The following is a 26,801-nucleotide window of genomic DNA, read 5'->3' as shown; positions in this document are numbered from 1 at the left end:
AATAATCAGCCATTCACACGACGCACTGCGTGCCACACATTATACGCCACCCTTGACAATGAAAAAAGAACTGCTAAACATTTGTTACCGACGAGGTGCCATCATGTAAATGAGACAACCAAGAATTTAGATTCCCCACTCGATGGCCATGGTTCCCCATGTCAGTCCGGAACCAAATCCGGCCAGCATCAGTTTATCACCTTTTTTCAGCATACCTTTACGGTTGACCTCATCCAGAAGAATTGCCACACTGGCAGCGGATGTATTTCCACATTTATCCACATTCATCGGAATCTTCTCATCCGGCACTTTCAGACGTTTTGCAATCGTTGCCGTGATTCTCGCATTCGCCTGATGGAACAGATACCAGTCAATGTCCTCTGTGGTCAGATTTGCTGCTTCCAGTGTCTGCAGAATGGACTGCGGCACTTTTTTTACCGCAAACTTAAATACTTCTCCACCGTCCATATACAGATAATCAATTGGCTTCTGCTCTGGTACAAACGGATTGTAATTTTCTCTGTTTTTCACATAGATCGCACCGCCGCGGGTTCCGTCGCTTCCCTGTGTGGATGCGATCACACCGCGCTCTGCTGCACGGACAACTGCGGCACCGGCTCCGTCAGCAAACAACACACAGGTGGAGCGATCACTCCAGTCTACAATGCGGGATAATGTCTCTGCACCAATGACCAGAGCAGTTTTATGTACACCAGCCTGCATATAAGCATCCACCAGGTTCAGCGCAAATACAAATCCGGAGCATGCTGCACTGATATCAAAAGCAACCGCGTTCACAGCCCCCAGTTCGCTCTGCACCAGACATGCTGTGTTTGGAACCAGTGTATCCGGCGTACAGGTTGCCACAATGATCAGATCCAGTTCTTCTGCCTTTACACCTGCGGACTCCAATGCTCTTCGTCCAGCCTCTGTTGACATGGATGCCGTCGTCTCTTCTACTGCAATATGACGCTGACGGATACCGGTTCTGCTGCTGATCCACTCATCGCTGGTATCCACGATGGTGGAAAGAAAATCATTTGTTACTATCTTTTCCGGCAGGCAACTGCCGGTTCCTATAATCTGTGCTCTCATCTATCCCTCCATTTAGTTTGATTATCAAAACATTCTATTTTCAAAGTATACAGAAAAACATACTTATTGTCAACACTGAACCATTTCTATTTTATTCTTCTGTACCTCTGTACACTCCGCCGGAAGCTATCTCAGATGTGAGATAGCTCATCTGATGTACTATTTTGAAAGCTGCATCATATATTACTTACATGTAGCTGATCAAAGTTCCTTTGTTCATACGCATATTACTATTGGTACATCCGATGTGCCTGAATTCTATTTCAAGTAGAACGCACGTGAGACTTGGGCGTGAATCTGGTCAGCGAAAGCTGACATATTCTTCTCAGAATCACTGCACATCCTCGCGGAGCGTTTATCTCAGTCGGAGATTGTACTCCCACTGAGAAAGACTTGTTATTACTCACCACTTGCAGAAGTGGGAGTCTTCTCGACTGAGATAAAGCATTTTTTAGGGGGAATATTTATGGACGTAGATATCATTCTGGATGCCGGTCACGGCGGTTTTGACAACGGTGCATCCTACATGGGACGCGCAGAAAAAGATGATGTACTCCGGCTGACACTGGCTGTCGGAGCAAAGCTAAAAGAAGCAGGTTATCATGTCTACTACACTCGAACTACGGATATCTATAACTCACCAACGGAAAAAGCAGCCCTTGCCAATCTCTCCGGTGGAAAATATTTTATTTCCTTTCACCGGAATTCCGGCATGGAAGACAATCTGTACAACGGTGTACAGACCCTTGTCTATCAGCATGATCCAACGGTTGATACGCTGGCTGAAAATATTAACCGGCACTTGGAGCAGGTCGGTTTCAAAAATCTCGGTGTGGAGGAAGTTCCGGGACTGATCGTCCTTCGAAAAACAGAAATGCCCGCAGTACTGGTAGAAACCGGATTCTTAAACAGCGACATTGACAATCAGCTCTTTGATGAAAAATTTGATGCCATTGTTGATGCTATTGTCGCCGGTATCGAGGAAAGCATTCCACTCTCCGCCCAGGAAATCCCGGAACAATATTATGTACAAACCGGCCTGTTCAAATATGACGTCAATGCTGCCTATCAGCTCGAACGTCTGCAAATTCTTGGTTTCGACGGCACCATCCACTACGAAGAACCTTACTACGGCGTCTGGATCGGCAAACCGAAAAACCTGGATGAAGCAGTTCTCCTGCAGGATGAACTTCGCCAGAAAGGATACAGCACCCTGATCGTGTCGGTATAGATCCAACTTTTTTCCGATTAAGTACACGTAAAATTTTGATATGTAAAAGTAAAACCGACCTGTTATTATCAAAAGTAACTTTTCAACTGTAGAACCATTATAGCAGATCAGAAACAATCCGTACAACGACGCAATACTGCAATCAATACAATGACAGAAATTGAGGAATCTTTTTTCTGGAAGCGATTAAGTGAGTGACCGATTTTCACAAGGTTTTGCGCGAATGGGAACGACCTCTTTTTCAGGCGTGGGAATGAGCGCGATAAAACCGCGTGAAATGAGGGTAACGAACGTCTAGCGCCAGAAAAAAGATTCCTCAATTTCGTCAATTTTATACGCAAAAAAATTCTTTACAACAATGCCCCCATTCCGTATAATGAAGATGTCTTTATTCTTTCTTTTTCAAATACATATCATGGATAAATCTTACATCATCGCTTTCTGGAGCCCCATTCAAACCCTTCACCCACAGTTTTGTCTGGACTATTTTATTCCGCTTTTGCAAAAATTTGGTGATATTCAATGCATTGATTTTCAGTCCCGCCAGGATCCACGTACCATGCACCTGTTACAACAGGCAGACCTTGTTGTAATCGGTCTGCCTGCTGATTCTGCTTATTTTTATTCTTTTTTCTGTGAACACTGGATTTCCTTTTCCAATGTATGCTACGCAATCCTGGACTATTTTCCATGTCTGCAGCAAGAAACCGATCACTTGTGTCGTCAATACCGCATTCCGGAACAGTCTGTTCTGAGATTCCCATACAATGCTCATTTTCTGGAAACACTGCGGCGCGGAAAGTCTTTTTTCCGGCATTGTCAGCCAAAGTCGACTTCTCTTTCCACAACGGAAAACCAGCGTCTTTTTCTCACAGAACTAGCCTGCGCTGCCCGGCGCATCCTGAATACACTGGATGAGACGCTTCTGCTACAAACCCCGGACATTATCCAATCATTCCGGTAGTGCTGGTCGAACGCACCCCTGACTTACTCTCCGGCTTTCATCCGGGCTGCAAATTCTTCCCAGCTTCCACCCAGAATCCCCTGTGACTTTGACTGTTCCTCATCATCAAGATGCTCCAGTTCCTCCATCCAGATACGGGCACTGGCATCGGACGGCATACGCAGATCGCCACGCGGAGATACCGCTACCGTACCTACCTTCGGTCCATCCGGCAGGCAGGAACGTTTGAACTGCTGACTGAAAAATCTGCGATAAAAAGTTTTCAGCCATTTCTGAATGGTTTCTGTATCATAAGTTCCGGCAAAAGCATAGTTTGCCAGACGATAAATCTTTTTCGGGGTACATCCAAAACGCAAAATGTAATACAGGAAGAAATCATGCAATTCATACGGTCCCACAATATCCTCTGTCTTCTGTGAAATCTTCCCATCCTCCGGCGGAAGAAGTTCCGGACTGACCGGTGTATCCAATACATCATACAGCACCTTCTGCAGCGTCTCATCTGCGCAGGTATCCGCATAATAACATACCAGGTGACGCACCAATGTCTTCGGCACTGAAGCATTCACGCCGTACATAGACATGTGATCGCCGTTATAAGTCGCCCATCCCAGGGCAAGCTCAGACATATCACCGGTTCCTATGACCATACCGCCGCTTTTGTTTGCGATATCCATCAGAATCTGGGTACGTTCTCTGGCCTGACCGTTTTCATAAGTCACATCATGCACAGCCTCATCCTGTCCGATATCCTTGAAATGTACACGGACAGAATCTACAATGCTGACTTCCCGGAACGTAGCACCCAGAGATTTGATCAGACTTACTGCATTGTCGTAAGTACGATCTGTGGTTCCAAAACCAGGCATTGTCACAGCTACAATGTCTTTGTGATCCTTTCCGATCAGATCAAACGCTTTTACCATAACAAGCAGGGCAAGCGTAGAATCCAGTCCGCCGGAAATACCAACCACCGCTGTGGCCGCATGGGTATGTTCCAGACGTTTTTTCAGTCCCATGGCCTGGATCATAAAAATCTCCTCGCAGCGTTTTTCACGGTCTGCCTTGTTTCCCGGCACGAAAGGCGCCGGATCCACAAAACGGGTCAGTTCTGTTTTTTCTTCTTTCAAACTGAATTCGACGTTAATGTAAGACTCATCGGAAGTCATGAATGTACTCATCCGACGGCGTTCCTCATTCAGACGTACCATATCAAGTTCTGTATATATGCTTTCGTTGCAGAAACGTCTGGACTCTGCCAACAGCGTTCCGTTCTCTGCGATCAGATTATGACCGGAATATACCACATCCTGGGTGGATTCCCCGTCTCCGGCACTGCAATATACATAACCACAGATCAGACGGCCAGACTGCCCGGTCACCAGGCTCTTGCGGTACATATCTTTTCCGGTTGTCTCATCACTGGCAGAAAGATTGACCAGCAGTGTCGCACCTGCCAGAGCATGCTCTACGCCCGGTGGATTCGGAGCCCACACATCCTCACAGATTTCCGCTCCGATCTTCAATTCCGGCATCTGTCTGCACTGGAATAACACTCTGGTTCCCATAGGCACGACCGTATCTTCATCCAATGCTACCGGAACCGGCTGTTTCATACCCGGTGCAAAATGTCTGCGCTCATAAAACTCATTATAATTTGGAATGTGAGTCTTTGGCACCAGCCCAAGCACTTTTCCCTGTGTCACAGCTGCCGCAACATTATACAGTTTGCCGTTATATTCCAGCGGAAGTCCCACAAAAGCCAGATAGTCCTTGCGCTGCGTATATTTTGCAATCGCAAGCAGTTCCTTTTTTGCCTCCCGGAGAAGCACCTGCTGATAAAACAGATCCCCACAGGTATAACCGGTAATACACAGTTCCGGAAATACCAGTATCTTGGCACCCTTTGCTTCTGCTTCATCCATCAGGCGGCAGATTTCTTTCCGGTTCGCCTGCGTATCCGCCACAGTAACCTTCGGTGTCAGAGCCGCTACTTTGATAAATCCCTGTCTCATTTCTTCACGATCTCCTTTAATTCTTCGATACTAAATGTATATGCGGTATTACAGAAGTGACACTTTACTTCGATGGGTTTGCCTTCTGCAATCATTTCATTCAGATCTTTCTTTCCAATGCTGATGATTGCTTTTTTCACACGGTCCTTAGAACAGTTGCAATAGAAAGAAGCCGGAATTTTATCTGTGATCTCCACGCCGAAATCTCCCAGAATATACTCCAGCATACGTTCCGGTGTATATCCCTGCTCCAGCAGGTTCGTGACAGATGTGATTTCAGACAGTTTTTTCTCCAGTGCATCAATGATCTTCTCATCCGTAAACGGCATCAGCTGGATGATAAATCCACCGGCCTGGCGTACTGTATTGTCCTTATTCATCAGAACACCGAGTCCCACAGAAGACGGTACCTGTTCAGAAGTTGCGAAATAATAGGTCAGATCTTCTGCAATCTCACTGGTCTGCAGCACAGTGGTTCCCACATACGGCTCTTTCAATCCCATATCTTTGATGACACGCATCATACCGACACCTACAGCTCCGCCCACATCCAGCTTGTGCTGTTTGTTTGGTGGCAGCATAACATCCGCAACCACCGGATATCCTTTCACATGTCCCTGGGAATCCGCGGTCACTGTCATTCCTTTCATCGGTCCGCCGGACTGGATCTGTACCGTCAGCAGATCTTTGTCGCCCTTCATCATCACACCCATCATGGCGCCTCCGGTAAGCAGACGACCAAGTGCCGCAGTGACTACCGGACTGGTATTATGACGCTGCCGCGCTTCCTCCACAATTCCTTTTGAAGTCATGGCAAATGCGCGAATCGAACTGTTCGCAGCAGTTGCACGTACAATATAATCTTCCATTATTCTCATTCCTTTACTAACTTTTAGTCAAGCGGATATTCGCAATCCGCTTCGCTACTTGCTTGATTCGGTTAAAATACGTGTGGCTGGGTTCTCACTGCCACAAAATAAGCCCGCTCACAATTTTCATCCGCAGGATCCGTAGTTCCCTCCGCACAGACTGCTTTCAGCGTCAGTCCCGCCTGTTCGAGAAGTGCCGCCACCCGCTGCAATTCATAGGCTCTCTGATAGTGAAACTCTTCAAACCGGGCAAACAGACCGTTTTCCTGTTTCACAAACAGTGTCAGTGCATATTCATTGATGCTGCTTTCCTCATCAAAATAATTTTCCCAGATAAAGCTTCCTTCTTCCCTGTTTTCGCAGATTGTGGCATCTCCGATCAGATCACGGTATTTGTGAATGGTATTCATGTCAAAAATAAACACACCGTTTTGATCCAGATAGTTATGCACCAGGGAAAATACCTCCGCCAGATCTTCCTCCTCCAACAGATAATTCAGAGAATCGCAGACACACACCACCGCTGCCACGGTTCCGTACAGCTCGAACTCCCGCATATCCTGCTGCAGATACAAAATCCCTTCATCCGGATGGTTTCTGGCAATCTCCAGCATTTCCGCTGAAGCATCCACACCGATCATATCATAGCCTTTCTGACGCAGCAGCCGTGTCATCGTTCCGGTGCCGCAGCCCAGATCCAGTACGAGTCCCTCTGAGATACCATGCTCTGTCAAAATTTTACTGATACCTTCACACCATGCTTCGTAAGGCACATTGTCCATGAAACGATCGTATACCTGTGCAAATTCTGTATATGCTTCCATGTTTCCTCCATTAACGGTTAAACAGGCTCTTGATAAATGCAATCAGTTTTGCAAAAAAACCCTGTGCCTGCTGGGTCAGTGCTGATGTATCAACCTTCAGACCCATATCCTTTAATTTTCCATATAAATTTTCCGCCTGATCCCGGATATTGTTCCAGTTCAGATCCAGTCCCTGCAGTTTTTTCAGCAGTTCCTTCAGCTGATCGATCTGATCCTGGGTCAGACTTACATTAAATTTTTCCGATGCCTGGTCAATCGCATCCGCCAGTTCGCTGTCAGAGAGATTTTTGCCGCCAACCTGATCCTTCAGATAAGCTACCATACCGGCAATTTCATCCGTCTTGCCGGTCTCATCTCCGATTTCACCGGTTACCACCATCTCATTGATGGCACCGTCGATAACATCCGTATCCACTGCTTCACCGGTCATTCCGGAGTAAGCCTTCACTGCGCCGATCAATGCCGCCGTACCGGACATATCAAAAGGTCCGACCACAACCACATTGGCATCCTTTACACCGGCTGTTGCCAATGCATTCTCATACATGCTGGTGGTGCAGTAGTTGATATTTTTTGTGGTTACTGTGATACCGCTGCCTTTCTTCGCCTTCATTACAGCCACAGAAGATAAGGCACGGCTGCCGATGTGGTCATTTGTGATATAAGCATCCAGATACTGATGTTCCTCTGCATTGGTCACAGTATTCACATTACATTTTTCCAGGTCTGCTTCCGTCAGCCCAAATAATTCCAATACCTTTGCTTTTTCGTCTGCACGCAGATCCGCACCAAATGAAATGTACGGTGTATCTCCGTCTGCGATGGTAACCTGTGTCGCATTCCCGCCGTCCGCGGCAAATGCGCTGACACTCATGCCCATCACCATCACTGCTGCCAGTAATAATACCATCCCTCTTCGAAAAAATCCCTTTTTCATGATTTACTCCTTTCGAGCTCGCTTTCTTTTCAGTATGCCTTCAGACAGATACCCCTGTCAACCGTAATTTTATCCGGGGTGTTTCATAATAATGATCCATTTCCGGATAATAAGTAAAATGCAGGGCCGCTTCGTGGACACACCTGCCTGCCAGAGTATCCTGTGCCACTACTTTACCATATTTTTCCGTCAGTGGTAACAACAGATCTTCCACATCGCCAAAGTACACTGCATCCATGGACACACCTGCCGCATTTCTGACCTTCATCTGAAATACCCGGCCTTCTTTTCCGCAGATGCGCAGGCGCTTGATCACCAGATTCCGGTCTGCAAATACCGGTTTTTCGTTTCCTTTTCCAAAAGGTTCCAGACAACCCAGCTGGTTCACCAGACGTTCTGTAATATAGCTGATCGGCATCGGCACATCAATCACTACCTTTGGTCGGAGTTCTTCTTCGGTCAGTGTGCACACTTCATTTAATTTCCGCCGGAAGGCATCAATATCCGCTTCCTTTAGTGAAAAACCCGCTGCCATCGGATGTCCGCCAAACTGTGTCAGATATTCTTCGCATTTGCACAGTTCCTCATACATGGAATAGCTTTCAATGGAACGGCCGGACCCCTTTGCACCGTGTTCACTCCGTGTGACCACCAGTGTCGGCCGGTAATAAGCTTCCCGGATCCGTCCGGCCACGATACCAGCCAGACTTTCGTGACAGTCCGGAAGAAAAATTACCAGCACCCGGTCATTGACATATTCTTCCTGCTGCGCAATCTCTTTTGCCTGTTCCACCGCATGCATGGTCAGCAGCTTCCGGCTCTCATTCAATTCCACGATTTCTTCTGCCAGAACTGCCGCCTCCGTTTCGGATTCGCACAGCAGCAGCTTTAAGGAAAGCCGTGCCGTGTCTAATCTGCCGCTGGCATTCAGACAGGGACCGATACGAAATCCAATATCATGGGACTTGATCGCACCCATCGTTAACTTGTTTTGCAAAATCAGCGCTTTCATTCCGATATTCGTGGTACGGTTCAGCATCTCAAGTCCCAGTTTTACCAGAATCCGGTTTTCGCCTTGCAGATCCATGACATCACCCACCGTAGCAAAACCGGCATTTTCGATAAAGCAGTCTGCCTCGGACACCTCCAGTCCAAATACTTCGTAAAGCACCTGCACCAGCTTGAAAGCAACCGCCGCTCCGCATAGTTTCTTAAACGGATAATGACATGCCTGCTGCTTCGGATTCACCACTGCATCTGCCTCACACACTTTTTCCCTGCGTACGCCATCCACCTCTGTGAACGGTACTTCATGATGATCTGTAACCACTACGGTCATTCCCAGTGACTTAGCCAGATGAATCTGATCAATGGCAGAGATTCCGTTATCGCAGGTCAGGATCGTATCTATACCATCCTGACTGGCCCGGGTCACCAGATGTTCATTCAGCCCATATCCATCCAGAATCCGGTCCGGAATCACAAAATCTGCGTCTGCCCCCAGTCGCCTCAGGGCACAGTACAAAATGTAGGTGGATTGGATTCCGTCAATATCATAATCTCCAATGATCCGGATCCGTTTCTTTTCTTTTATTTTTTCTCTCAGAATCTGCGCCGCCAGGTCTGCATCTTTCAACAGATGCGGATCGTTCAGGTCTGTTCTCGTCCCATGAAGATACAGATTCATTTCCTGCAGATCGGTCAGCCCCCGGTTCCGCATGATCCTGGCTAATACCGGGTCGATGCCGAAATGCTGCCCGATTGCCTGAAAATCAGCTTTTTTTGCTGAAACTACCCATTTTTCTTTCACGTAGTCACTCCTGTTTCCATTTTTTCATCAGGTTAATATATTACTTCCCATAAAGTCAGTCCCTGCGCCGGCATTGTTGGACCTGCCTCCGCCCGGACCTTGGATGCCAGAATTTCTACCACCCGTTCCGGCGGATAGACACTACATCCCACATCGACCAGGGTTCCGGTCAGGATACGGATCATATTCTGTAAAAATCCATTTCCGGTATATGTAAAACGGATTTCTTCACCGATCCGTCTGATGTCAATTTCATGTATGGTACGCACTGTGGATTTTTTCATTTTTGCATTTCCGCAGAATGCCGCAAAATCATGCTTTCCCAACAGATACTGTGCTGCCTGCCGCATGGCTTCCACATCCATTGGCCGATTATCGTGCAACATATACTTCCGTTCAAACACATTCGGATAATCCGCATTCCAGATGCGGTACACATATGTCTTTTTCACCACATTCAAACGGCTGTGAAATCGTTCGGAGGCTACTCGCACCTCTGTCACGGCAATATCTTCCGGCAGATACTGTACAAAAATCTGTCTCAGTTCCTCACAGAGTTCCTCCGGTGTCTTACCCGCACAGCAGGCATCCGGAAGGCGGAAATTTGCCACCTGTCCATGCGCATGCACACCGGCATCGGTGCGCCCGGAACCGTCAATCTCTATGGTACGTCCATACTGTCTGCTTAAAATTGCTTCAATTTTCCCCTGAATGGTCTGATCCGTAGTCTTCTGACGCTGCCAGCCTTTGTAGCGGGTTCCATCGTATTGAATAATCATTTTATAATTTGCCATAAAAATATTCCTGTTTGCTAAAGGGGAAGTTCGGTACAGACCAAACCTCCCCTTTTATTTGTTTACATTTCAAGAATGCCCTCGACATTTTTTACATCTATACATTCTTTTTACACGGATTGCTGCATGCTTCGCATTCCCGCAATCCTGCTCGCACTTCGGAAATCGCAAGACTTCGTCTTCCTTTTTTCCTCAGTGCGAGGACGTGCCCTGAATTACATGTGTCCTTTACATGCAAGCATGACATGCCACATGTATTCCGGCACTGTAAAAAGAATTATAATTCACAGTTATTTACTGTTCTTGGGAACGGAATTACGTCACGGATATTTCCCATACCTGTCAGATACATAACGCAACGCTCAAATCCCAGACCAAATCCTGCATGTCTTGCAGAACCGTATTTTCTCAGATCCAGATAGAAGTCATAATCTTCTGCTTTCAGTCCGAGTTCTTTCATTCTTTCCAGAAGCTTGTCGTAGTCATCCTCACGCTGGCTTCCACCGATAATCTCACCGATACCCGGAACCAGACAGTCCATAGCAGCTACTGTCTTGCCATCCTCGTTGAGTTTCATGTAAAAGGCTTTGATCTCCTTCGGGTAATCCGTTACGAATACCGGACGTTTGAAGATTTCTTCTGTCAGATAACGCTCATGCTCTGTCTGCAGGTCTGCACCCCAGAATACTTTATAATCAAACTTGTCATTGTTTTTCTCAAGGATCTCGATCGCTTCCGTATAGGTAACATGTCCGAAATCAGAATTTAATACATGATTCAGACGATCCAGTAATCCCTTATCTACAAATTTGTTGAAGAATTCCATTTCTTCCGGTGCATGCTCCAGCACATAGCGGATAACATATTTCAGCATGCTCTCTGCAAGAACCATATCATCTTTCAGATCTGCGAAAGCAATCTCCGGCTCGATCATCCAGAACTCTGCTGCATGACGTGTCGTATTGGAGTTTTCTGCACGGAAGGTCGGTCCAAAGGTGTAGATATTCTTGAATGCCATCGCATAAGTCTCACCGTTTAACTGTCCGCTTACGGTCAGGTTGGTCGGTTTTCCGAAGAAATCCTGTGTGAAATCAACGCTTCCGTCGTCTGTTTTTGGTACATTGTTCAGATCCATGGTGGTAACCTGGAACATCTCACCGGCTCCCTCGCAGTCACTGCCTGTAATCAGTGGTGTGTGTACATAGACGAAATCGCGTTCCTGGAAAAATTTATGGATTGCATATGCGATCAGTGAACGTACTCGGAACACTGCCTCAAACGTATTGGTACGCGGGCGTAAATGAGAAATTGTTCTCAGATACTCAAAACTGTGACGTTTTTTCTGCAACGGATAATCCGGTGCGGATGCACCCTCGATTTCCACTTTGTCTGCCTGAATCTCAAACGGCTGTTTTGCATCCGGTGTAGCTACCAGCTTACCGGTTACAATGATTGCAGCACCTACGTTTAATTTTGAAATTTCTGCAAAATTCTCCAGATGATCACCGTAAACAACCTGTAACGGTTCAAAAAAGGTACCATCATTTACTACGATAAATCCAAATGTCTTGGATCCACGAACGGAACGAACCCATCCACCGACGGATATCTCTTTGTCAAGATACATTTCTTTGTCCCGGAATAAATCCCGGATGTTTGTCAACTCCATGTGATTGCCTCCCAAATCTCAGCCCCTCAGCTATTTTTACATCAAAATAAAATCACTTTATAAATATCACGTTTTTATACTTCAGCTTTACAGTCCCTAGTTCATGCGCTGATTATTCCGCATCTGCAGAACTGTCTGCATCATCAGAAGCATCTGTATTGTCAGCAACTTTTGTCTTTACACTCTCCATGATCTTGGATAATGCCTGATTTTCTGCGTAACTCAGTCTTATATAATCCTCTCCGCCGTACTCCTTATAGAATGTATCACGGTCTGCGATATTATAGCTGGATACATAGCTGTCCACAAACTCCTCAAAGTTTTTCTGGGACACAGACAGATTCATATCTTTTACAACAGCCTCAAGGATCAGCTCCTGTTTCAGGCTTTCTTCGATGTAATCACTTACCTGATTGTTGAAGTCATCCTCTGACATACCCATATAATCTTCAAAGCTCTTTCCGCTTTTCTCTACAGCGTTATTCACGCGCTCTTTGTACTCTGTAATTCTCTGATCCAGTAATCCATCCGGAAGTGTCACTTCACACTCATCGAGCAGTTTCTGAAGAACGCCGCTCTGGATCTCTGTCATTTTGCTGGAGTGATTACGATTCTCCAGTACGCTGCTTACCTGTGACTTCAGATCATCCACTGTTGAAATTCCCTTGTTGCCGAAATTCTCACTGACATACTCATCGGTCAGATCATCGTATACCATTTCTTTTTCTGTATCAATACTGTTGATGGTTACCGTAAATACGACAGCTTTACCGGCCAGATCTGTATTGTTGCTATAATCCTCCGGGAAAGTCAGATTCAGTTCTACCGTCTCTCCCACATTTTTACCGATCAGCCCATCCTCAAATCCATCGATGAAAGAACCGGATCCAATCTTCAGATGCTGTCCTGTGGCACTTCCGCCGGAGAACTCCTCTCCATCAATTTTTCCCACATAGTCAATATTAACAACGTCACCGCTCTCTACGGTCTTCTTGTCACTGACTTCATAGGATGGATACATAGACATCAGATACTCAATATAAGACTGGATATCTGCATCACTGACTGTATAATCCTTGGAAAGTTCTACGGTCATATTCATGTAGTCATTTAATTTTACATATTTTTCTACTTTATAATCGGTAGCCTTTAATAATTCTTTGGCAGGAATCTCCACATCTTTTTCTTCTTCTGCAGATACGCTGCTGTCTGTGGTGGCACCTTTCTGACCACAACCACCCAGTGCTGCTGTCGCAACCATCACTGCCATTAATACCATTACGAGTTTCTTTTTCATTTTCTTATTGTTCCTTTCTTTGAATGAATCTTTCCCCAAAAATTCATCCCCTTGTCTGCGCTTCTCTCAAAAGGCATCACTGTCTTTAAAGATACCATATTTTCCTATAAATGAAAAGATGATTCTTCTATTTTTTTCTTGAGTTTTCACCTGATCAATGATACAATATCACCTAGACTTAGTTTTACTATGAACAAAATACCGATAAAGGAGGAAATATATCCGTGTCACCACAGATCATTACACTTATCATTGTTCTTGCTATTTGTGTTGCCGCTTTTATCCTGCTCTATTTCCAGGGAAAACGAAATATGAAAAAACGGGATGAACAGCAGGCAGCCATTGATCAGGCAGCACAGTGGGTCAATATGCTGATCATTGACAAGAAAAAACTTCGTATGAAACAGTCCGGTCTGCCACAACAGGTCATTGACCAGACACCGAAGTTTGCAAGACTGGCAAAAGTACCGGTTGTCAAAGCAAAAGTCGGACCACAGATCATGGTTCTGATCGCCGATAACCAGATCTACGATCAGATTCCAGTAAAAAAAGAAGTAAAAGCTTCTGTCAGCGGTCTTTTCATTTCTGATGTTCGCGGTCTCCGTGGACCATTGGAAAAACCGGAGAAAAAGAAACCCGGTTTCTTTGCACGCCTTACCGGTCAGAAATAATTATCCGAATATGCACGAAAAAACGAGCGTGATGAACATCAGTCATCACGCTCATTTTTATCTCAGTCAAAGATCGTTCAATAATCCTCGATATGGATCAACTGTGTGGTGTCCACACCGTATGGCAGAATAGAGTTCGCAAAATTTTTAAACTTATTTGCCGCATCACTGACATAGAACTCATGCATTGCACCTTCATAGTTCTGTTTTCCGTCGTTGTTCAGTCCCTCCCGCTCCAGCAGGGATTTCAATTCTCTGGCGGTCTCATAGGCCGGATTTACCAGATTTACTTTTTCTCCCATGATCTGACGCAGAGTAGAACGTAACAGCGGATAATGGGTACAGCCCATGATCAGGGTATCGATACCGGATTCCAGCAACGGCTCCAGATAACGGTTTGCTACTTCCACCGTCACCGGATCCTTCAGCCATCCTTCTTCCACCAGTGGCACAAACAGCGGACATGGTTTGCCCAGCACCTGTGCATTCGGCTTATGTGAATGAATTTCTTTTGTATACAACTGACTCTCTATTGTACTTTCTGTGGCAATCACACCGATTTTTCCATTTTTCGTGACTTTCGCCGCTTCCTTCGCTCCTGCTTTGACCACACCCAGAATCGGGATGTCAAATTCCGGTTGTACGGTTTCCAGTGCCAGTGCACTGGCAGTATTACAGGCGATAACGATCGCCTTAACACCTTTTGACTGTAAAAAGCGGATGATCTGCCTTGAAAAACGAATGATGGTTTCCTTGGATTTGCTGCCGTATGGTACTCTGGCGGTATCACCAAAATAGATGATCCGTTCCTTTGGAATCTGACGCATGATCTCTCTTGCAACCGTCAGGCCTCCCACGCCGGAATCAAATACACCAATGGGTGCATAACGAAACTCTTCTTTTTCTTTTAATTTATCTGTCATTCCCCTCTATTCCTTTCGTTCCTTTGGATCTGACTTTCATAATCAGTGTGCATTCCGCCAGATGTTCCTCTTCTACTTCCATATCATACTCCAGTTTCAAATGCAGCATATCCTCGGTCTCCATCAGCCGGATTGTCCGGGAATCAAAACCAAGCATCATGCTTCCATACGGTGTCTGATAAGAAGTACGGGTCTTTTTATCTTTCTGAAAACTCATATGTACCCCGGCATTTCCCTTTTTGGAGAGATCTACCGCATCTTCTCCGATCTTGATCATACATTTGGTCACACCCGGCACACCTTCCTGTACTTCATCATATAAAATGTAATGCTTGCCGTTGCGGAAATAATATTCTCCCGGTGTGACAGTCTCAATCGGGTCATTCACTTCGCCGTCTATCGTCTGTATGCCGCTGATGGTGATCAACACATCTTTTGTCATATTAGGTCCTCTCATCTTCTTTTATAATACCCACACATTGTAAAGGTTTTTCCTCAATTATTCAAGCACCTGATTCAGCAAATCGAGTAATTTGAAACGCACCTGATAATTTCCCTTCTGCAAAACAGAAGCATACTCCTGCGGATCCAGCACTTCCCGCAGTTTTTCCCCGGATCCTGCATCCACCTCATACATACTGTTGGCAAAGCAGAGATTCGGATACATGACGCACCACCAGTTGTGTCCCTCGCCGGATCCGATCACCACACGCAAAGCCTCATATACTCCTCCCGGAAAGGTATAGGTCCCATAAGTTTTCTCCGGAAAGGTACAATTTTCCAGTGCCGCGGATACCGGATACGCATAACCTTCCGCAGAGATGACATCCGCAGCGCAGTTCTCGATAAGATTCAGATTTGCTTTTACGATCCGTTCACTTTCCTCCAGGGAATCTGCATCCTTTAACTTTTCTGCCATCAGCGTTCCCACCTGATCACGCACTTTCAGCTTCAATGCCTGATCTTCCCGGCTGTCACTGTTTGCCAGCACATGGAAACGCAATACTTTCTGTGCCATATTCCGCTGCATACTCTTTGTCTGTATTGTTGTGGAAAGCAGTACGCAGGCTGCCGCCGCCAGGCATACCGCCAAAATTTTCTTTTTCATCGCCACACTCCTCCTGTTTTCTCCCGGATGCCTGACCGTTCCCGTTCTTACCAGATCCTGTTCACACTTGGTCAAAATCCTGTTTTCTGTATTCAGAGTATTTCCTTTTTTTTCCACATTATACAGCGATATAGATCCCTGTCTTGTAAAGCGGACATTCGAAATCCCTAATCCTTTCTTTTTTATCTTACCTGCACTTCATAAATCAGATCTTCCACATACTGTGTTTCATCATCCCGATATTGATGCCACAGCGCCCGGTCGCTTCCCGGAAGCAATGCATAAGAATCTGTCACATCGGTCCCGGCTTTCCGCCAATGTTCGGCAAACTCCTGCAGCCGTTCTTCCAGTTCCTGCTTTGCTGCGGCTTCCAGCTGTTGTCTCTCTGTGCTCCCTTCCAGACGGTTTGTGATACCAACTCTTCCATTTACAACAATCTGTACCACCGGGCGCATCTCGCCTGCTGTTTCACCTTCGTTTATGCCTTCGGACAGCACAAAACACTCTACACCATCCGATAAATAGGAGGGTTCTGACCGATTCCATCGTTCCTTCCTCTGTTCTGGCACAATACCTCGCTGCACCCGAAGCTGTTCTAACGTAACTCCGGTTCCGTCTGCCATAGAAAACGCATATTTTTTCAGATTATTTTGCAGCAAAAGTGCCTCATATCCCTCTTCCAGTGACAGATTTCCTGCAAGATGCAGCTGTTCCAGTATCGCAAATCCTCCGATCGCCAGCTTTTCTTCCTGACGGACAACCTTTGGAATACACACGGTTCCCTTCCGCTCATAAAACTGCTGCATCAGTGTACCCACTGTCACAAAAGAATTGTGCTTCACATGTTCCCACTCTTCCAGCAGATCTTCCAGATAGATTCCCATACATTCCGGCAACTGCAGTTTCTCTGTGAAAATTTCCTGCATCGGCTCCTCCGTCAGCAACACATAAGTATTCCAGGCAGCATCCGTCTTTTTTTCAAAAAAAGAAAGCAGCGCTTCCATAGCCGCATCAGATGCAAACACCTGTGAATTCAGCAGTAACACTTTCAAATGATTGAAATCCGGATTTTTGCTGCTGTTTTCCGACATCTGACGCATTCCTTCAAAGAGATCCGTCACCGTTCCCTCCCAGTAGGCATCCGAAGCCAGTGCATGTTCCGAAGCGTTTTCATTCAGCAGATCCGGATAGGCCAGGTAGAGCTGAAAGCTTTCGTTTTCCCGTGCTTCCACACCCATCACCAGCGGAAATGCCTGATTTTCCAGTTCATTGACACCGCAGCCACTCAGAAAACTCAGAAAAAACACGATACAGAACGTAATTCCAATCAGCATAATATTTCGCTTTCTCCGATATAAGTTTTCTTCTTTCTCCTCCATCACACATCCCTGCCTTTCAAAAATTTCTCTGCCTGCGGCTATGTTCCATTTCCGCTATCGCCTCTGACTCGCTCCTATTTTGCTTTCTGCCTCCGCCTCTGACTCGCTCCTGTTTTGCTTTCTGCCTCCACAAAAAACCGGAAGAATCAACAACAACGGCAGCACACCATACAAATAACCGTGAAATATCCACTGGGCAGCAGCTTCCCTGTGCAGCAGAAAACTTCCGATGCATCCCGCTGCACACACCAGCACTGCCGTGAGCACGATTTTTTTCGTATTGGTTTTATTTTCCGCTGTCATTTCTACCTGTTCCGTTCTCGGTCCGATCCCGCTTTCTGCCTTTTCTTCTTTTGCCTGTATCGATCGGTTACTCTGAAAACAAAGGATTCCCGCAAAAAAATCCACCGCATAATACAGCATGGAATCCAGGAATGCAAACAAACAGAAAAACCAGATTCCCACCATCAGTGCATCCTGTCGTTCCAGAAAGTTTCCCGGCAGTTTCACCACTGCCATGAGATCGATGACCGGCCATCTGCGGTGCGCCAGCAGTTCTGTGCGGAATACGCCGAGCAGGATCAGATAGATTACCAGATTCAGACCCAGTACCACAAGCAGTGCATGCCGTGTGCCAGCATATGCCTGTTCTTTTTTCTGACAGCTTTTCAGAAACAGCACATATAAGGATGCTCCGGAGAAAAACAAAAAACTCACATAACTGCTTTTTATAAAATTCGGAAGTGTTGATGCTGCCACTGGTGTCCATGCATTTGGTTCTATGCCGGCACAGGCAATCACTAGGATCACCAGCAGTGGAATCAGCAGAAACCAGTACAGCACTTCATATACTCTCACCCGGCTTTCCAGTCCGCGCACCAGTCCGAAAAATGCCGCTGCCGCCAGCGTCAGCAGAATCATTGGCTCCCAGCCATTTCCCAATAGCTGCTGTTCCATCAGAGCAGCCATGACGTAAAACACAAAGCCCGCCAGTCCCAGAAATCCCATACCATAAATCACCTGTATACATACGCGTACACAACCTGACATCTGTTCTAATCGCTGTGAAAAATCCTGCTGTCTGAAATGCTTCTGCCAGAATTTCAGTAGCAGCCATGCACCGCCACCGCCTGCTGTCAGTGCAAAAAAGCCATCCACGCCACTGTCTGTCGCCACAAGCGAAGGAAGCAGCAACGTACTGATGCCAAGCAGTTCCAGCGTCAATGTCCGTTTTACCTGCCGGGCAGATATTTTCTGATTATTCATAAAATACGGTTCCTGCATCCTCCCATTCCTTTCTATCTATATCTGTCTATATCTATATTTTTATTTTTTCTATGCATCTGTTCCAGTCAGACGGAAAAGAATATTCGTATCATATCCTTTCCCATGCTACACTTCTCAGTTTATCATCTGTCTTTATATTTCATCCGCAACCGTACACGATTCTTTGGATTCGCATAAAAGGGTCTGTGTGTCAGTGCCTGCAGCGGAGGTCGCACCAAAGAGTCCCGTTCATCCCGGTAATCATTCAGATCAGCCCCCACAAACGGCATCAGATACGGCATGCCAAAACTTTCCAGCTGTGCCAGATGAATCAGCAGAATGAGCAGCCCGAGCAGAAATCCGTAAAAACCAAGTGCTGCCGATAATCCGATAAAGACAAACTTCAACAGGCGAAATGCCGTAGCAAAATCCTCATTTGGGATAGCAAAAGAACACAGTGCTGTAAATGCCACCACGATCACTACCATAGGACTGACGATATTGGCATCTACCGCTGCCTGTCCGATGATCAGTCCGCCCACGATCCCAATGGTATTTCCCATGGCTCCGGGCAGCCGCACCCCGGCCTCCCGCAGCAGTTCAAAAGACAGCTCCATCAGCAGCACCTCCACCACTCCCGGAAAAGGTACCCCCTGTCTGGCTGCAGCAAAGGAAAGAAGTAACTTGGTTGGCAGAAGCTGCGTATGAAAATTTGTCATCGCCAGATATAACCCAGGCAGGATCATAGACAGAAATGCTGCCACATACCGCAGCGTTCTGGTAAATGTTGCAATCTCCCATCTCGTATAATAGTCATCCGTCGTCTTAATAAAAGAATTGTAATCGGTTGGAAAAATTAGCACCTCGGGAGAGTTATCCGCCAGCAATACGGCTCTTCCCTCCAGCAATGCCATCACGGCCCGATCCGGTCTCCGCGTGGTCTGATACTGCGGAAATGGTGAAAACCACTGCGTTTCCGTCAGCTGTTCGATGACACCGCTGTCCCCGATACCATCTATCTCAAATGCTGCCAGCCGCTGCTGCATCTGCGTCACAATTTCAGGCCGGACAATTCCGTCAAGATACATGATATCCACATTCGTACCGGTGCGTCTGCCACACTTGCACTCTGCCACTTTCAGATCCACAGAGCGCAGTCGTTTCCGGATCAGTGCTGTATTCTGCTTGATGGAATCACCAAACCCTTCATTACTGCCACGGATGGCTTTTTCCGACTCGGTCTTCTGCAAAGACATGCCGGGGTACCCCTTGTCCGGAATCTTCAGTGCCCGGTCAAATCCATCCACAAACAGAATCGAATCACCGGTCAGCATCCCGCCTGCCGCTTCCGACATCTGTGCAAAAGGTGTGACATCCGAAACTCCCAGTCCGTTTTCCTGCAGTACTGCATACACCTGCTGCGGTTCCATAACATTCAGCCGGTTCAGCATTTTGCCAAGCACCGAATCTTCCATCATGTTTTTCCCGCCGGTAACTTCAATATAACTTAAAAATGCACGGATACTCATATCCCTGCCCAGACACATAGGACGCATCTTGATATCCGCACAATCGGAAAACTGCTGTTTCCACCATGCAATATTTTCATCTAACTGTTTTGAAACTGCCTGTTCCTGCATACCACTACCTCATTTATTTTATGGATTACAAAATCAAAAGGGCAGACCCTCGTCTGCCCTTTACTATACACATATTTTTGATTTTTATTCCTACTCCTGCTCACGGATGATTTTTTTCACCGCTTCTGCCTGATTATGCAAATGGCGCTCCACATAAGATTCCGCCAGCTTGGAATCCTTGGATTTCAACGCATCATACATTTTCTGATGCTCCTCGATCAATCTTGGATAAATAGAATCATCTTTCAGATATTCCACGCGATAACGATACATCTGCTCTCTCAGATTGTTCAGCAGCTGCTGCAATTTCGGATTATTGGATGCTTTATACAAAATCTCATGAAACTTCACATCAGCTTTTGCCATCTCTACGAACTGGCCACTTCTTGTTTTTTCTTCAAAATCTTCCATGGCTACTTTCAGTTCCTGCAATGCTGCCGGTGTGATCTTTTCACAGGAAAGACGGACTGCCAGTCCTTCCAGTGAAAGACGGATTTCCAGTACGTCTTCCATATCTTTTTCTGTCATCTTAGCCACTTCCGCACCTTTTCTCGGAATGGTAACTGCCAGGCCTTCCTGCTCCAGCATGCGGATAGCCTCACGGATCGGTGTTCGGCTTACGCCCAGTTTGGATGCAAGCTGTAATTCCATCAGACGCTCGCCCGGTTTGAGATCACCTTTCAAAATCGCTCCGCGCAATGTCTGGAACACGACATCACGAAGCGGCAGATAAGCATCCATCTGTAATTCCAAATTATCTGTCATAGTCTGTTTCCCCCTCTTTCCCGTGTTTATCTTCGGTTATTATGAATGTCTGATGTATATACATTTTTTGCCAGACCGGACTGCTTTAATGCATCATATGCCCGGCGGATTTCCTTCTCATTTGGGAATAAACCGAATACGGTCGGTCCGCTTCCGCTCATCATGGCATTCAGTGCACCGTTGTCCATCATCAGTTTCTTGATATCTTTGATCACCGGATACATCGGAATGGTCACGGTCTCAAGAATGTTACCCATGTGGGAAGCTACGCCATTTAAATCTTTCTGCTGAATGCTCTCCATAACACCGTCGATGTCCGGATGCTCCATACCGTCATACAATTTCAACCCCTCATAAACAGTCTTGGTAGATACAGAGATCGCCGGTTTTGCGATCAGTACCGGGCACTTTGGCATCGGCGGCAATGCGGTCAGTTTTTCACCGATTCCTTCTGCCAGTGCCGTGCCGCGCATGATACAGAACGGTACATCTGCTCCAATCTTCAGTCCGAGCTCCATCAGTTTATTCTGCTTCAATCCCAGATTAAAAATGCGGTTCATACCTACCAGTACAGCTGCCGCATCGGAACTTCCACCGGCCAGACCAGCTGCCACCGGAATAAACTTCTGCAGTACGATGCGGACACCTTCCTTGATCTGAAATTCGTCCTTCATCAGTTTTGCCGCACGGTATACCAGGTTGTCCTCATTTACCGGAAGATAATACAGATTTGTCTCCACATGGATATGCGGAGAACGTGTCTTTTTAATCTCTACACGGTCATACAGGTGAATGGTCTGCATGATCATACGCACATCATGATATCCATCCTCACGTTTTCCAAGCACATCCAGTCCCAGGTTAATTTTGGCAAGCGCTTTCAAACTTATTTCGTCCATTTTTCATCCCTCGTTTCTCTATATATTTATAATGAATTTTTTATACCTCATATATATCGTATTTTGTATACATTCTTATGTATTATTTTATATACAATTTGTTTTTCTGTCAATGGATTTTTCATATCAAGATTTTTTTTGGGGGTGACACCCTGGTCTTATCAAAAAAACTCCCGCATTGAAAAATCCAATGCGGGAGCATCATCCCATAAAAATCAGCGTATGATTTTTTTCTTTATGTATTTAGATAATTTCCATTGCTGCGGTCCAGCCTTCTCTTACCGCATCACCGATCTGACGCGCACGGACACAGTCACCGATCTTCCATACCGGAATACCAGCTTCTTTGATAGCTGTCTCAAGTGCTTCTGTCGCATGCGCACGGCGTCCCATTGCATTGACAACAGAATCTGCTTTGATGGTAATCTCTTTCCCATCCTGTTCCGCTACCACAAAATCTTTGCCAACTTTGACAACTTTTGCATTTACTTCGTATTTTCCGCCGTTTTTGTCGATGAAATCATGTACAGCTGTACGATACAGACCGGTTGTCTCCGGCATCAGCGCACCTTTCATTTCAACAATCGTTGTCTCTACACCGTGATCGATATAATCTGCGGCTGCCTCACAGCCAACCAGACCGCCACCGAGTACGATGGTGCTCTTTCCAAGACCTGCAAAGTCATTGCTGTATACGTCCATTGCTGTTACCGCATTTTCAATTCCCTCGATTGGAAGGATCAGATCATCGGATCCGACTGCTAGTACAACTGCTTCCGGAGCAATTTCTCTGATGAGTTCCGGTGTTACTTCACAGTTTACTCTTACTTCGATCGGACGTTTCTCCACATCGCGGATCAACAGATCTTTGAAGTTTCTGATATCTACTTTATGATCGGTATGATCCGTAAAATTGATCAGACCGCCTAATACTCCGGATTTCTCGCACAGGATTACCTGATGACCTCTGTCTGATGCTGTGATCGCTGTCTGCAGACCGCCGCAGCCGCCGCCTACTACCAATACCTTACGGCTTGCTTCCGGTTTCGGCATGCGGTCCGGAAGGACTTTATGATGAGATGCCGGCCATACATCATATGGATTGATGGTACAGGAATCCAGTGGTGGGAATTTCACCGTCCAGATCTCTGTTTCATGCTCGCCGGACGGACCCGGATAACATCTTCCGCAGCGCAGACAGCGACGGATCTCATCTGCATGCCCTTCTTTTGCCTTGTTTGGAAATGCCGGATCTGCAAAAAACTGACGTCCCATGGATACCATATCGATTTTTCCTGACGCGATTGCCTCTTCCGCCTGTTCCGGAGAATTGATGCCGCCGACTGCCGCAACCGGAATGGATACGTTCTGTTTGATAACAGCTGCCGGTTCAATATTCGGACCATGCGGTGCATAAGCAGTTGTGAACTCCCAACTTCTGGAAGAACTCAGGTAATGACCACAGGAGACATGAATCATATCGATGTACGGCTCGCACAGCTTACAATATTCTACAGCATCTTCCAACTCTAAGCCGCCTGGCAGATGCTCGGAACTGCTGACACGGATCTCAATCACAAAATCAGGTCCCATAGCCTCACGGATGGTTTTTAACAGATCAACAGTAAATCTTGCTCTGTTTTCAAAAGATCCACCATACTCATCGGTACGTTTATTGTATTGCGGAGACAGGAACTGTGCCGGAAGCCAGCCATGTCCGCAGTGGATCATAATGCCTTCCCAGCCTGCTGCCTGGAACCATTTACATGCAGTTACATAATCCTGATAACAGCTTAAAATCTCTTCTTTTGTAAACGCCTCCACATGAGAGCCATCCGGAAGATCTTTCTCAGATGGTCCCTTCGGATTGATACCATCTCCGATATTTGTCTTGATTTCACCGCAGGAAAGCAGCTCGCCCATCGGAAATGCCCCATAGCTTTTGATCATCTCCGCAGTTTCCTTCATAATTTCAAACTGCTTATCTGATCTGGATGTAAAATCAAGATACGGTTCAAACGGAAACCGTTTGTCATACTCATGATTCGGGCTTAACTCACCCAGACATACAATTCCTGCCCCTCCTTTTGCCTTTGCCTCCAGCATACGGAACGCACGCTCCGGAACCGGTGTGGTATAGCCAAACGGATCCGGATTCAGTTCGATATAATGCTCGAATGCAAATAAAGCCGGCGCTGCCTCAATACGGTTCTTAATTGTCTTTGAACCAACTTTTAACGGCTCAAACAAATGTGGAAAATACTGATTTTTTTCTGCCATAATCTCTTACCTTGTCCTTTCTCAAATATCTGATGTAAGTACCAAATAATATGTCCTGCCTGTGTTCATGCTCATAACAATCTTTTCTGAGTGATTTTTTCTATGAACAGGAAGCTCTTTCTGTTATCTAAACTGTATCAGAATCCGCCCATATTCTTCAAACACCAGCTTATTTTTCACTGTTTTATATTGCGATATTTAAAGCATTTTTGTCGCATTGCATCTGGATAAATACAAAAAATCATGCTATGATTCTATTATAGCAATGTACGCCCGGCATTTTTCAAGATAAAACACTGAACGTACATGAATAAAATAATGGGGGAAACATTATGGATCATCGCGCAGAACGAATGAAATCACTGATTATCCAGACTTTTTTTGAATGTCTGAAAACAGAGGACTTCTCTCAGCTAACCGTAGGGCAGATTGCGGAACATGCACGGATCAACCGTTCTACCTTTTATCGCTATTTTTCTGACAAATACACACTGAGAGATGAAATTGTGGACGATATTGTTCAGGATTTTGCGGAACATATGGAAGTGGATTTTCTCCACATGAATATTGAGGATGAGGTGCATACACGGTCCCTGCAGGATGGACTGATCCGCCTGTCCTCACAAAAGTGCCGACTGGAAATTCTGTGGAATCAAAACCTGCTTGGAAGAAATGTCTTTGATGAAATGATGAACGCCGGTGCCCGCAAAGTAGAAGCTGAAATTCTGAATCATCCGACCATCTCATCAGAACGAAAGCAGCTTGCCGACTGGTATGCAAAATTGCTGGTAAATAATTTTCTCGTCACCGTCCGCTGGTGGTTTTCTCACAGTGACACTGTTTCAGCAAGTCAGATCACAACCATGATGAAACGCCATATGCTGTATGGAACGATTCCGACATTAAAAGAAAGCCGCTGAGACAGTGGTTTTTCTTTTAATATTTTTTCATCTGTTCAAGAATGCCTATCTTTCACTACACTGCAATAATAATCTACAAACTGGAGCGTTCCCAGATCCACTCTGTCTTTGCGCCAGAACAATCCACTGCAAAATACCGGTGCGTTGACCAGAGGCACTGTCACAAGTCCCGTCATATGATCCATTGGCGCCAGGTCGGATAAAATCGTAATACCAAATCCGCTTTTTACCATCATCAGCACCATCCCCACATGATCAAAACATTCAACGATATTCGGTTCAAATCCACAGCGCTGGCACCATTCCCGTGTATTGTTATATTCACTGGAAGAACTGTTTTTTCCCAAAAATACAAATTTTTCACCTGCCAATTCTGACATATGTAATTCTTTTCTCTCTGCAAATGGATGATTTTCATTCATGATCACAGCTAAATGTGATTCCTCCAAAATGCGATAGTCCAGTTCAGGAATCACATCCTCCAATGTAAATAATTTCAGACCAACATCAATCTTTCCTGCCATCAGATCTGCCGTCAGCGTTGTCCGTTCAATATATGATTTTGCTTTCAGATGTACATTTGGGTACTCTTTTTCAAATCCTGAAAACACTTCCTGCATCTCATAGATTTCTTTATAAATCATATACCCAAATCGCAGCGTTTTCTGCGTATCATCCTGAAACTGCCGCATCTGATGCAGCAGATGCTCTTCCCCGGAAAAAATCCGCACACATTCCCTGCGCAATGTTTCCCCGGCAGGCGTCAACATCAAATTCCGTTTCTCACGATCAAAAAGTGAGACCCCAAAAAATGCTTCCAGATCCTTGACTGACTTACTGAGCGCAGGCTGACTGATGTATAACTGCTGCGCTGCCTGATTCATGCTGCCACGCAATGTAATAATATAAAAATAGTACAATTTATTATAATTCACCATAACTGTCTCTCCCCTTTATAACTTTAAGTTATAGATTACTTTTATGATATTCTAATATTTTCATTTGTCAAGTTATGCTATAGTAAATTTATAATGATGTCAGGGTCAAAAGCCTGAAACCACGATGTGCTTGCATAGGAGTGGTTTTATGGCTTAATACCGCTATGTCCACTGCCATCATTCGAAACAATACAAATATGTGCTGTTTCCTGATTCTGGATGAAGATAATCTTCCGATCCAGGGACTTTATGGCGCCGGTGATATGGCTGTCGGAAGTCTGTACGGAGATCCATCCAATGCAGGCGGTAATGTACACGGTTCCATGCCATCCGGTCTCTTAGCCGGTGATTCTGCTGCCGCATACGTCAAAGGAGGTTGTAAAAATTGAAAATTGAAATTGCTGATTACTGTATCCGATGTGGAATCTGCGAAGACCTCTATCCGGATCTTTTTAACAAAAGTTAGCAAGGATTCTCCTCTACAGGTGGGAGATGAATTGCAGAAAA

General features: G+C 45.8%; 24 protein-coding genes. 4 read left to right on the top strand and 20 right to left on the bottom strand.

Features of this window, described 5'->3' with window-relative positions; genetic code table 11:
- Positions 1–126 precede the first annotated feature (126 nt).
- Entirely contained in the window at positions 127–1,095 is a 969-nt protein-coding gene (locus tag HMPREF0373_RS01760) for a beta-ketoacyl-ACP synthase III (protein WP_021737837.1), read from the bottom strand.
- A 466-nt stretch (positions 1,096–1,561) separates the two neighbouring features.
- Between HMPREF0373_RS01760 and HMPREF0373_RS01755 the strand changes: the two genes are divergently transcribed.
- Positions 1,562–2,326, top strand: coding sequence for an N-acetylmuramoyl-L-alanine amidase (locus HMPREF0373_RS01755; RefSeq protein WP_044962568.1), 765 nt, complete (start codon positions 1,562–1,564; stop codon positions 2,324–2,326).
- A gap of 488 nt (positions 2,327–2,814) precedes the next feature.
- Here HMPREF0373_RS01755 and HMPREF0373_RS01750 read toward each other — a convergent pair whose 3' ends face one another.
- The 9 genes from HMPREF0373_RS01750 to tig form a co-directional block, all read right to left on the bottom strand.
- Positions 2,815–3,174: a hypothetical protein gene (locus HMPREF0373_RS01750; protein WP_147597854.1), complete on the bottom strand. Its 360-nt coding sequence runs from the start codon at positions 3,172–3,174 to the stop codon at positions 2,815–2,817.
- A gap of 139 nt (positions 3,175–3,313) precedes the next feature.
- Positions 3,314–5,305, bottom strand: a complete 1,992-nt coding sequence (locus HMPREF0373_RS01745; protein ID WP_021737834.1) for an NAD(+) synthase — start codon at positions 5,303–5,305, stop codon at positions 3,314–3,316.
- Complete coding sequence (gene hslO, locus HMPREF0373_RS01740) at positions 5,302–6,174, bottom strand: Hsp33 family molecular chaperone HslO (protein WP_022035037.1); 873 nt, start codon at positions 6,172–6,174, stop codon at positions 5,302–5,304. Before hslO ends, HMPREF0373_RS01745 begins: the two co-directional genes overlap by 4 nt.
- A gap of 71 nt (positions 6,175–6,245) precedes the next feature.
- Entirely contained in the window at positions 6,246–6,998 is a 753-nt protein-coding gene (locus tag HMPREF0373_RS01735) for a class I SAM-dependent DNA methyltransferase (RefSeq protein ID WP_021737832.1), read from the bottom strand.
- Between the two features lie 10 nt (positions 6,999–7,008).
- Complete coding sequence (locus HMPREF0373_RS01730; protein WP_021737831.1) at positions 7,009–7,935, bottom strand: DUF1002 domain-containing protein; 927 nt, start codon at positions 7,933–7,935, stop codon at positions 7,009–7,011.
- Between the two features lie 40 nt (positions 7,936–7,975).
- Positions 7,976–9,745, bottom strand: coding sequence for a single-stranded-DNA-specific exonuclease RecJ (gene recJ, locus HMPREF0373_RS01725; protein ID WP_021737830.1), 1,770 nt, complete (start codon positions 9,743–9,745; stop codon positions 7,976–7,978).
- Positions 9,746–9,777: 32 nt separating this feature from the next.
- Positions 9,778–10,539, bottom strand: coding sequence for a tRNA pseudouridine(38-40) synthase TruA (gene truA, locus HMPREF0373_RS01720; RefSeq protein WP_021737829.1), 762 nt, complete (start codon positions 10,537–10,539; stop codon positions 9,778–9,780).
- Positions 10,540–10,816: 277 nt separating this feature from the next.
- A complete protein-coding gene (gene asnS, locus HMPREF0373_RS01715; RefSeq protein WP_021737828.1) occupies positions 10,817–12,208 on the bottom strand; it encodes an asparagine--tRNA ligase in 1,392 nt (463 codons plus the stop codon).
- Between the two features lie 112 nt (positions 12,209–12,320).
- Positions 12,321–13,505, bottom strand: a complete 1,185-nt coding sequence (tig, locus tag HMPREF0373_RS15860; protein WP_022035440.1) for a trigger factor — start codon at positions 13,503–13,505, stop codon at positions 12,321–12,323.
- A gap of 224 nt (positions 13,506–13,729) precedes the next feature.
- On the opposite strand from tig, the gene HMPREF0373_RS01705 reads away from it, so the two are divergent.
- Positions 13,730–14,176 carry a hypothetical protein gene (locus tag HMPREF0373_RS01705; protein ID WP_021737826.1) on the top strand — a complete coding sequence of 149 codons (447 nt, stop codon included), beginning with the start codon at positions 13,730–13,732 and terminating at the stop codon, positions 14,174–14,176.
- 77 nt (positions 14,177–14,253) lie between these two features.
- On the opposite strand, the gene murI is transcribed toward HMPREF0373_RS01705, so the two are convergent.
- The 9 genes from murI to HMPREF0373_RS01660 all read right to left on the bottom strand — a co-directional run bounded on the left by murI (position 14,254) and on the right by HMPREF0373_RS01660 (position 24,436).
- A complete protein-coding gene (murI, locus tag HMPREF0373_RS01700; protein ID WP_021737825.1) occupies positions 14,254–15,099 on the bottom strand; it encodes a glutamate racemase in 846 nt (281 codons plus the stop codon).
- The gene (locus HMPREF0373_RS01695) at positions 15,089–15,541 is read right to left on the bottom strand and encodes a YwiB family protein (RefSeq protein WP_044962566.1); all 453 of its coding nucleotides are present in this window, start codon (positions 15,539–15,541) and stop codon (positions 15,089–15,091) included. Before HMPREF0373_RS01695 ends, murI begins: the two co-directional genes overlap by 11 nt.
- A 57-nt stretch (positions 15,542–15,598) precedes the next feature.
- The gene (spoIIR, locus tag HMPREF0373_RS01690) at positions 15,599–16,207 is read right to left on the bottom strand and encodes a stage II sporulation protein R (protein WP_049946794.1); all 609 of its coding nucleotides are present in this window, start codon (positions 16,205–16,207) and stop codon (positions 15,599–15,601) included.
- Positions 16,208–16,389: 182 nt separating this feature from the next.
- Entirely contained in the window at positions 16,390–17,586 is a 1,197-nt protein-coding gene (locus HMPREF0373_RS01685) for a Ger(x)C family spore germination protein (RefSeq protein WP_021737822.1), read from the bottom strand.
- Positions 17,587–17,640: 54 nt separating this feature from the next.
- A complete protein-coding gene (locus HMPREF0373_RS01680; RefSeq protein ID WP_167618595.1) occupies positions 17,641–18,852 on the bottom strand; it encodes a GerAB/ArcD/ProY family transporter in 1,212 nt (403 codons plus the stop codon).
- A 143-nt stretch (positions 18,853–18,995) separates the two neighbouring features.
- On the bottom strand, positions 18,996–20,492 hold the full coding sequence (locus HMPREF0373_RS01675; RefSeq protein WP_021737820.1) for a spore germination protein: 1,497 nt from the start codon (positions 20,490–20,492) through the stop codon (positions 18,996–18,998).
- 90 nt (positions 20,493–20,582) lie between these two features.
- Positions 20,583–21,257, bottom strand: a complete 675-nt coding sequence (locus HMPREF0373_RS01670; RefSeq protein WP_021737819.1) for a GntR family transcriptional regulator — start codon at positions 21,255–21,257, stop codon at positions 20,583–20,585.
- A 26-nt stretch (positions 21,258–21,283) separates the two neighbouring features.
- Complete coding sequence (ispE, locus tag HMPREF0373_RS01665) at positions 21,284–22,156, bottom strand: 4-(cytidine 5'-diphospho)-2-C-methyl-D-erythritol kinase (protein WP_021737818.1); 873 nt, start codon at positions 22,154–22,156, stop codon at positions 21,284–21,286.
- A 243-nt stretch (positions 22,157–22,399) separates the two neighbouring features.
- On the bottom strand, positions 22,400–24,436 hold the full coding sequence (locus HMPREF0373_RS01660) for an oxidoreductase (protein ID WP_021737817.1): 2,037 nt from the start codon (positions 24,434–24,436) through the stop codon (positions 22,400–22,402).
- 332 nt (positions 24,437–24,768) lie between these two features.
- On the opposite strand from HMPREF0373_RS01660, the gene HMPREF0373_RS01655 reads away from it, so the two are divergent.
- Positions 24,769–25,356, top strand: a complete 588-nt coding sequence (locus HMPREF0373_RS01655; RefSeq protein WP_021737815.1) for a TetR/AcrR family transcriptional regulator — start codon at positions 24,769–24,771, stop codon at positions 25,354–25,356.
- Between the two features lie 35 nt (positions 25,357–25,391).
- Here HMPREF0373_RS01655 and HMPREF0373_RS01650 read toward each other — a convergent pair whose 3' ends face one another.
- Positions 25,392–26,294 (bottom strand): LysR family transcriptional regulator, encoded by a 903-nt coding sequence (locus tag HMPREF0373_RS01650; protein ID WP_021737814.1) that lies wholly within the window; start codon positions 26,292–26,294, stop codon positions 25,392–25,394.
- A gap of 140 nt (positions 26,295–26,434) precedes the next feature.
- Here HMPREF0373_RS01650 and HMPREF0373_RS01645 point away from each other — a divergent pair, with 140 nt between their 5' ends.
- Positions 26,435–26,683, top strand: coding sequence for a hypothetical protein (locus HMPREF0373_RS01645; protein WP_147597853.1), 249 nt, complete (start codon positions 26,435–26,437; stop codon positions 26,681–26,683).
- Positions 26,684–26,801 lie beyond the last annotated feature (118 nt).

It is taken from the genome of Eubacterium ramulus ATCC 29099 (assembly GCF_000469345.1).
Lineage (GTDB): Bacteria > Bacillota > Clostridia > Lachnospirales > Lachnospiraceae > Eubacterium_I > Eubacterium_I ramulus.
This window is presented reverse-complemented; position numbering and strand designations above follow the sequence as displayed.

Bases quoted from the DNA above. Each gene is read 5' to 3' on its own strand.
- HMPREF0373_RS01760 (WP_021737837.1), bottom strand. From the start codon at position 1,095: ATGAGAGCACAGATTATAGGAACCGGCAGTTGCCTGCCGGAAAAGATA.
- HMPREF0373_RS01755 (WP_044962568.1), top strand. From the start codon at position 1,562: ATGGACGTAGATATCATTCTGGATGCCGGTCACGGCGGTTTTGACAAC.
- HMPREF0373_RS01745 (WP_021737834.1), bottom strand. From the start codon at position 5,305: ATGAGACAGGGATTTATCAAAGTAGCGGCTCTGACACCGAAGGTTACT.
- hslO (WP_022035037.1), bottom strand. From the start codon at position 6,174: ATGGAAGATTATATTGTACGTGCAACTGCTGCGAACAGTTCGATTCGC.
- HMPREF0373_RS01735 (WP_021737832.1), bottom strand. From the start codon at position 6,998: ATGGAAGCATATACAGAATTTGCACAGGTATACGATCGTTTCATGGAC.
- HMPREF0373_RS01730 (WP_021737831.1), bottom strand. From the start codon at position 7,935: ATGAAAAAGGGATTTTTTCGAAGAGGGATGGTATTATTACTGGCAGCA.
- truA (WP_021737829.1), bottom strand. From the start codon at position 10,539: ATGGCAAATTATAAAATGATTATTCAATACGATGGAACCCGCTACAAA.
- asnS (WP_021737828.1), bottom strand. From the start codon at position 12,208: ATGGAGTTGACAAACATCCGGGATTTATTCCGGGACAAAGAAATGTAT.
- tig (WP_022035440.1), bottom strand. From the start codon at position 13,505: ATGAAAAAGAAACTCGTAATGGTATTAATGGCAGTGATGGTTGCGACA.
- murI (WP_021737825.1), bottom strand. From the start codon at position 15,099: ATGACAGATAAATTAAAAGAAAAAGAAGAGTTTCGTTATGCACCCATT.
- HMPREF0373_RS01695 (WP_044962566.1), bottom strand. From the start codon at position 15,541: ATGACAAAAGATGTGTTGATCACCATCAGCGGCATACAGACGATAGAC.
- spoIIR (WP_049946794.1), bottom strand. From the start codon at position 16,207: ATGAAAAAGAAAATTTTGGCGGTATGCCTGGCGGCGGCAGCCTGCGTA.
- HMPREF0373_RS01685 (WP_021737822.1), bottom strand. From the start codon at position 17,586: ATGGAGGAGAAAGAAGAAAACTTATATCGGAGAAAGCGAAATATTATG.
- HMPREF0373_RS01680 (WP_167618595.1), bottom strand. From the start codon at position 18,852: ATGAATAATCAGAAAATATCTGCCCGGCAGGTAAAACGGACATTGACG.
- HMPREF0373_RS01675 (WP_021737820.1), bottom strand. From the start codon at position 20,492: ATGCAGGAACAGGCAGTTTCAAAACAGTTAGATGAAAATATTGCATGG.
- HMPREF0373_RS01670 (WP_021737819.1), bottom strand. From the start codon at position 21,257: ATGACAGATAATTTGGAATTACAGATGGATGCTTATCTGCCGCTTCGT.
- ispE (WP_021737818.1), bottom strand. From the start codon at position 22,156: ATGGACGAAATAAGTTTGAAAGCGCTTGCCAAAATTAACCTGGGACTG.
- HMPREF0373_RS01660 (WP_021737817.1), bottom strand. From the start codon at position 24,436: ATGGCAGAAAAAAATCAGTATTTTCCACATTTGTTTGAGCCGTTAAAA.
- HMPREF0373_RS01655 (WP_021737815.1), top strand. From the start codon at position 24,769: ATGGATCATCGCGCAGAACGAATGAAATCACTGATTATCCAGACTTTT.
- HMPREF0373_RS01650 (WP_021737814.1), bottom strand. From the start codon at position 26,294: ATGGTGAATTATAATAAATTGTACTATTTTTATATTATTACATTGCGT.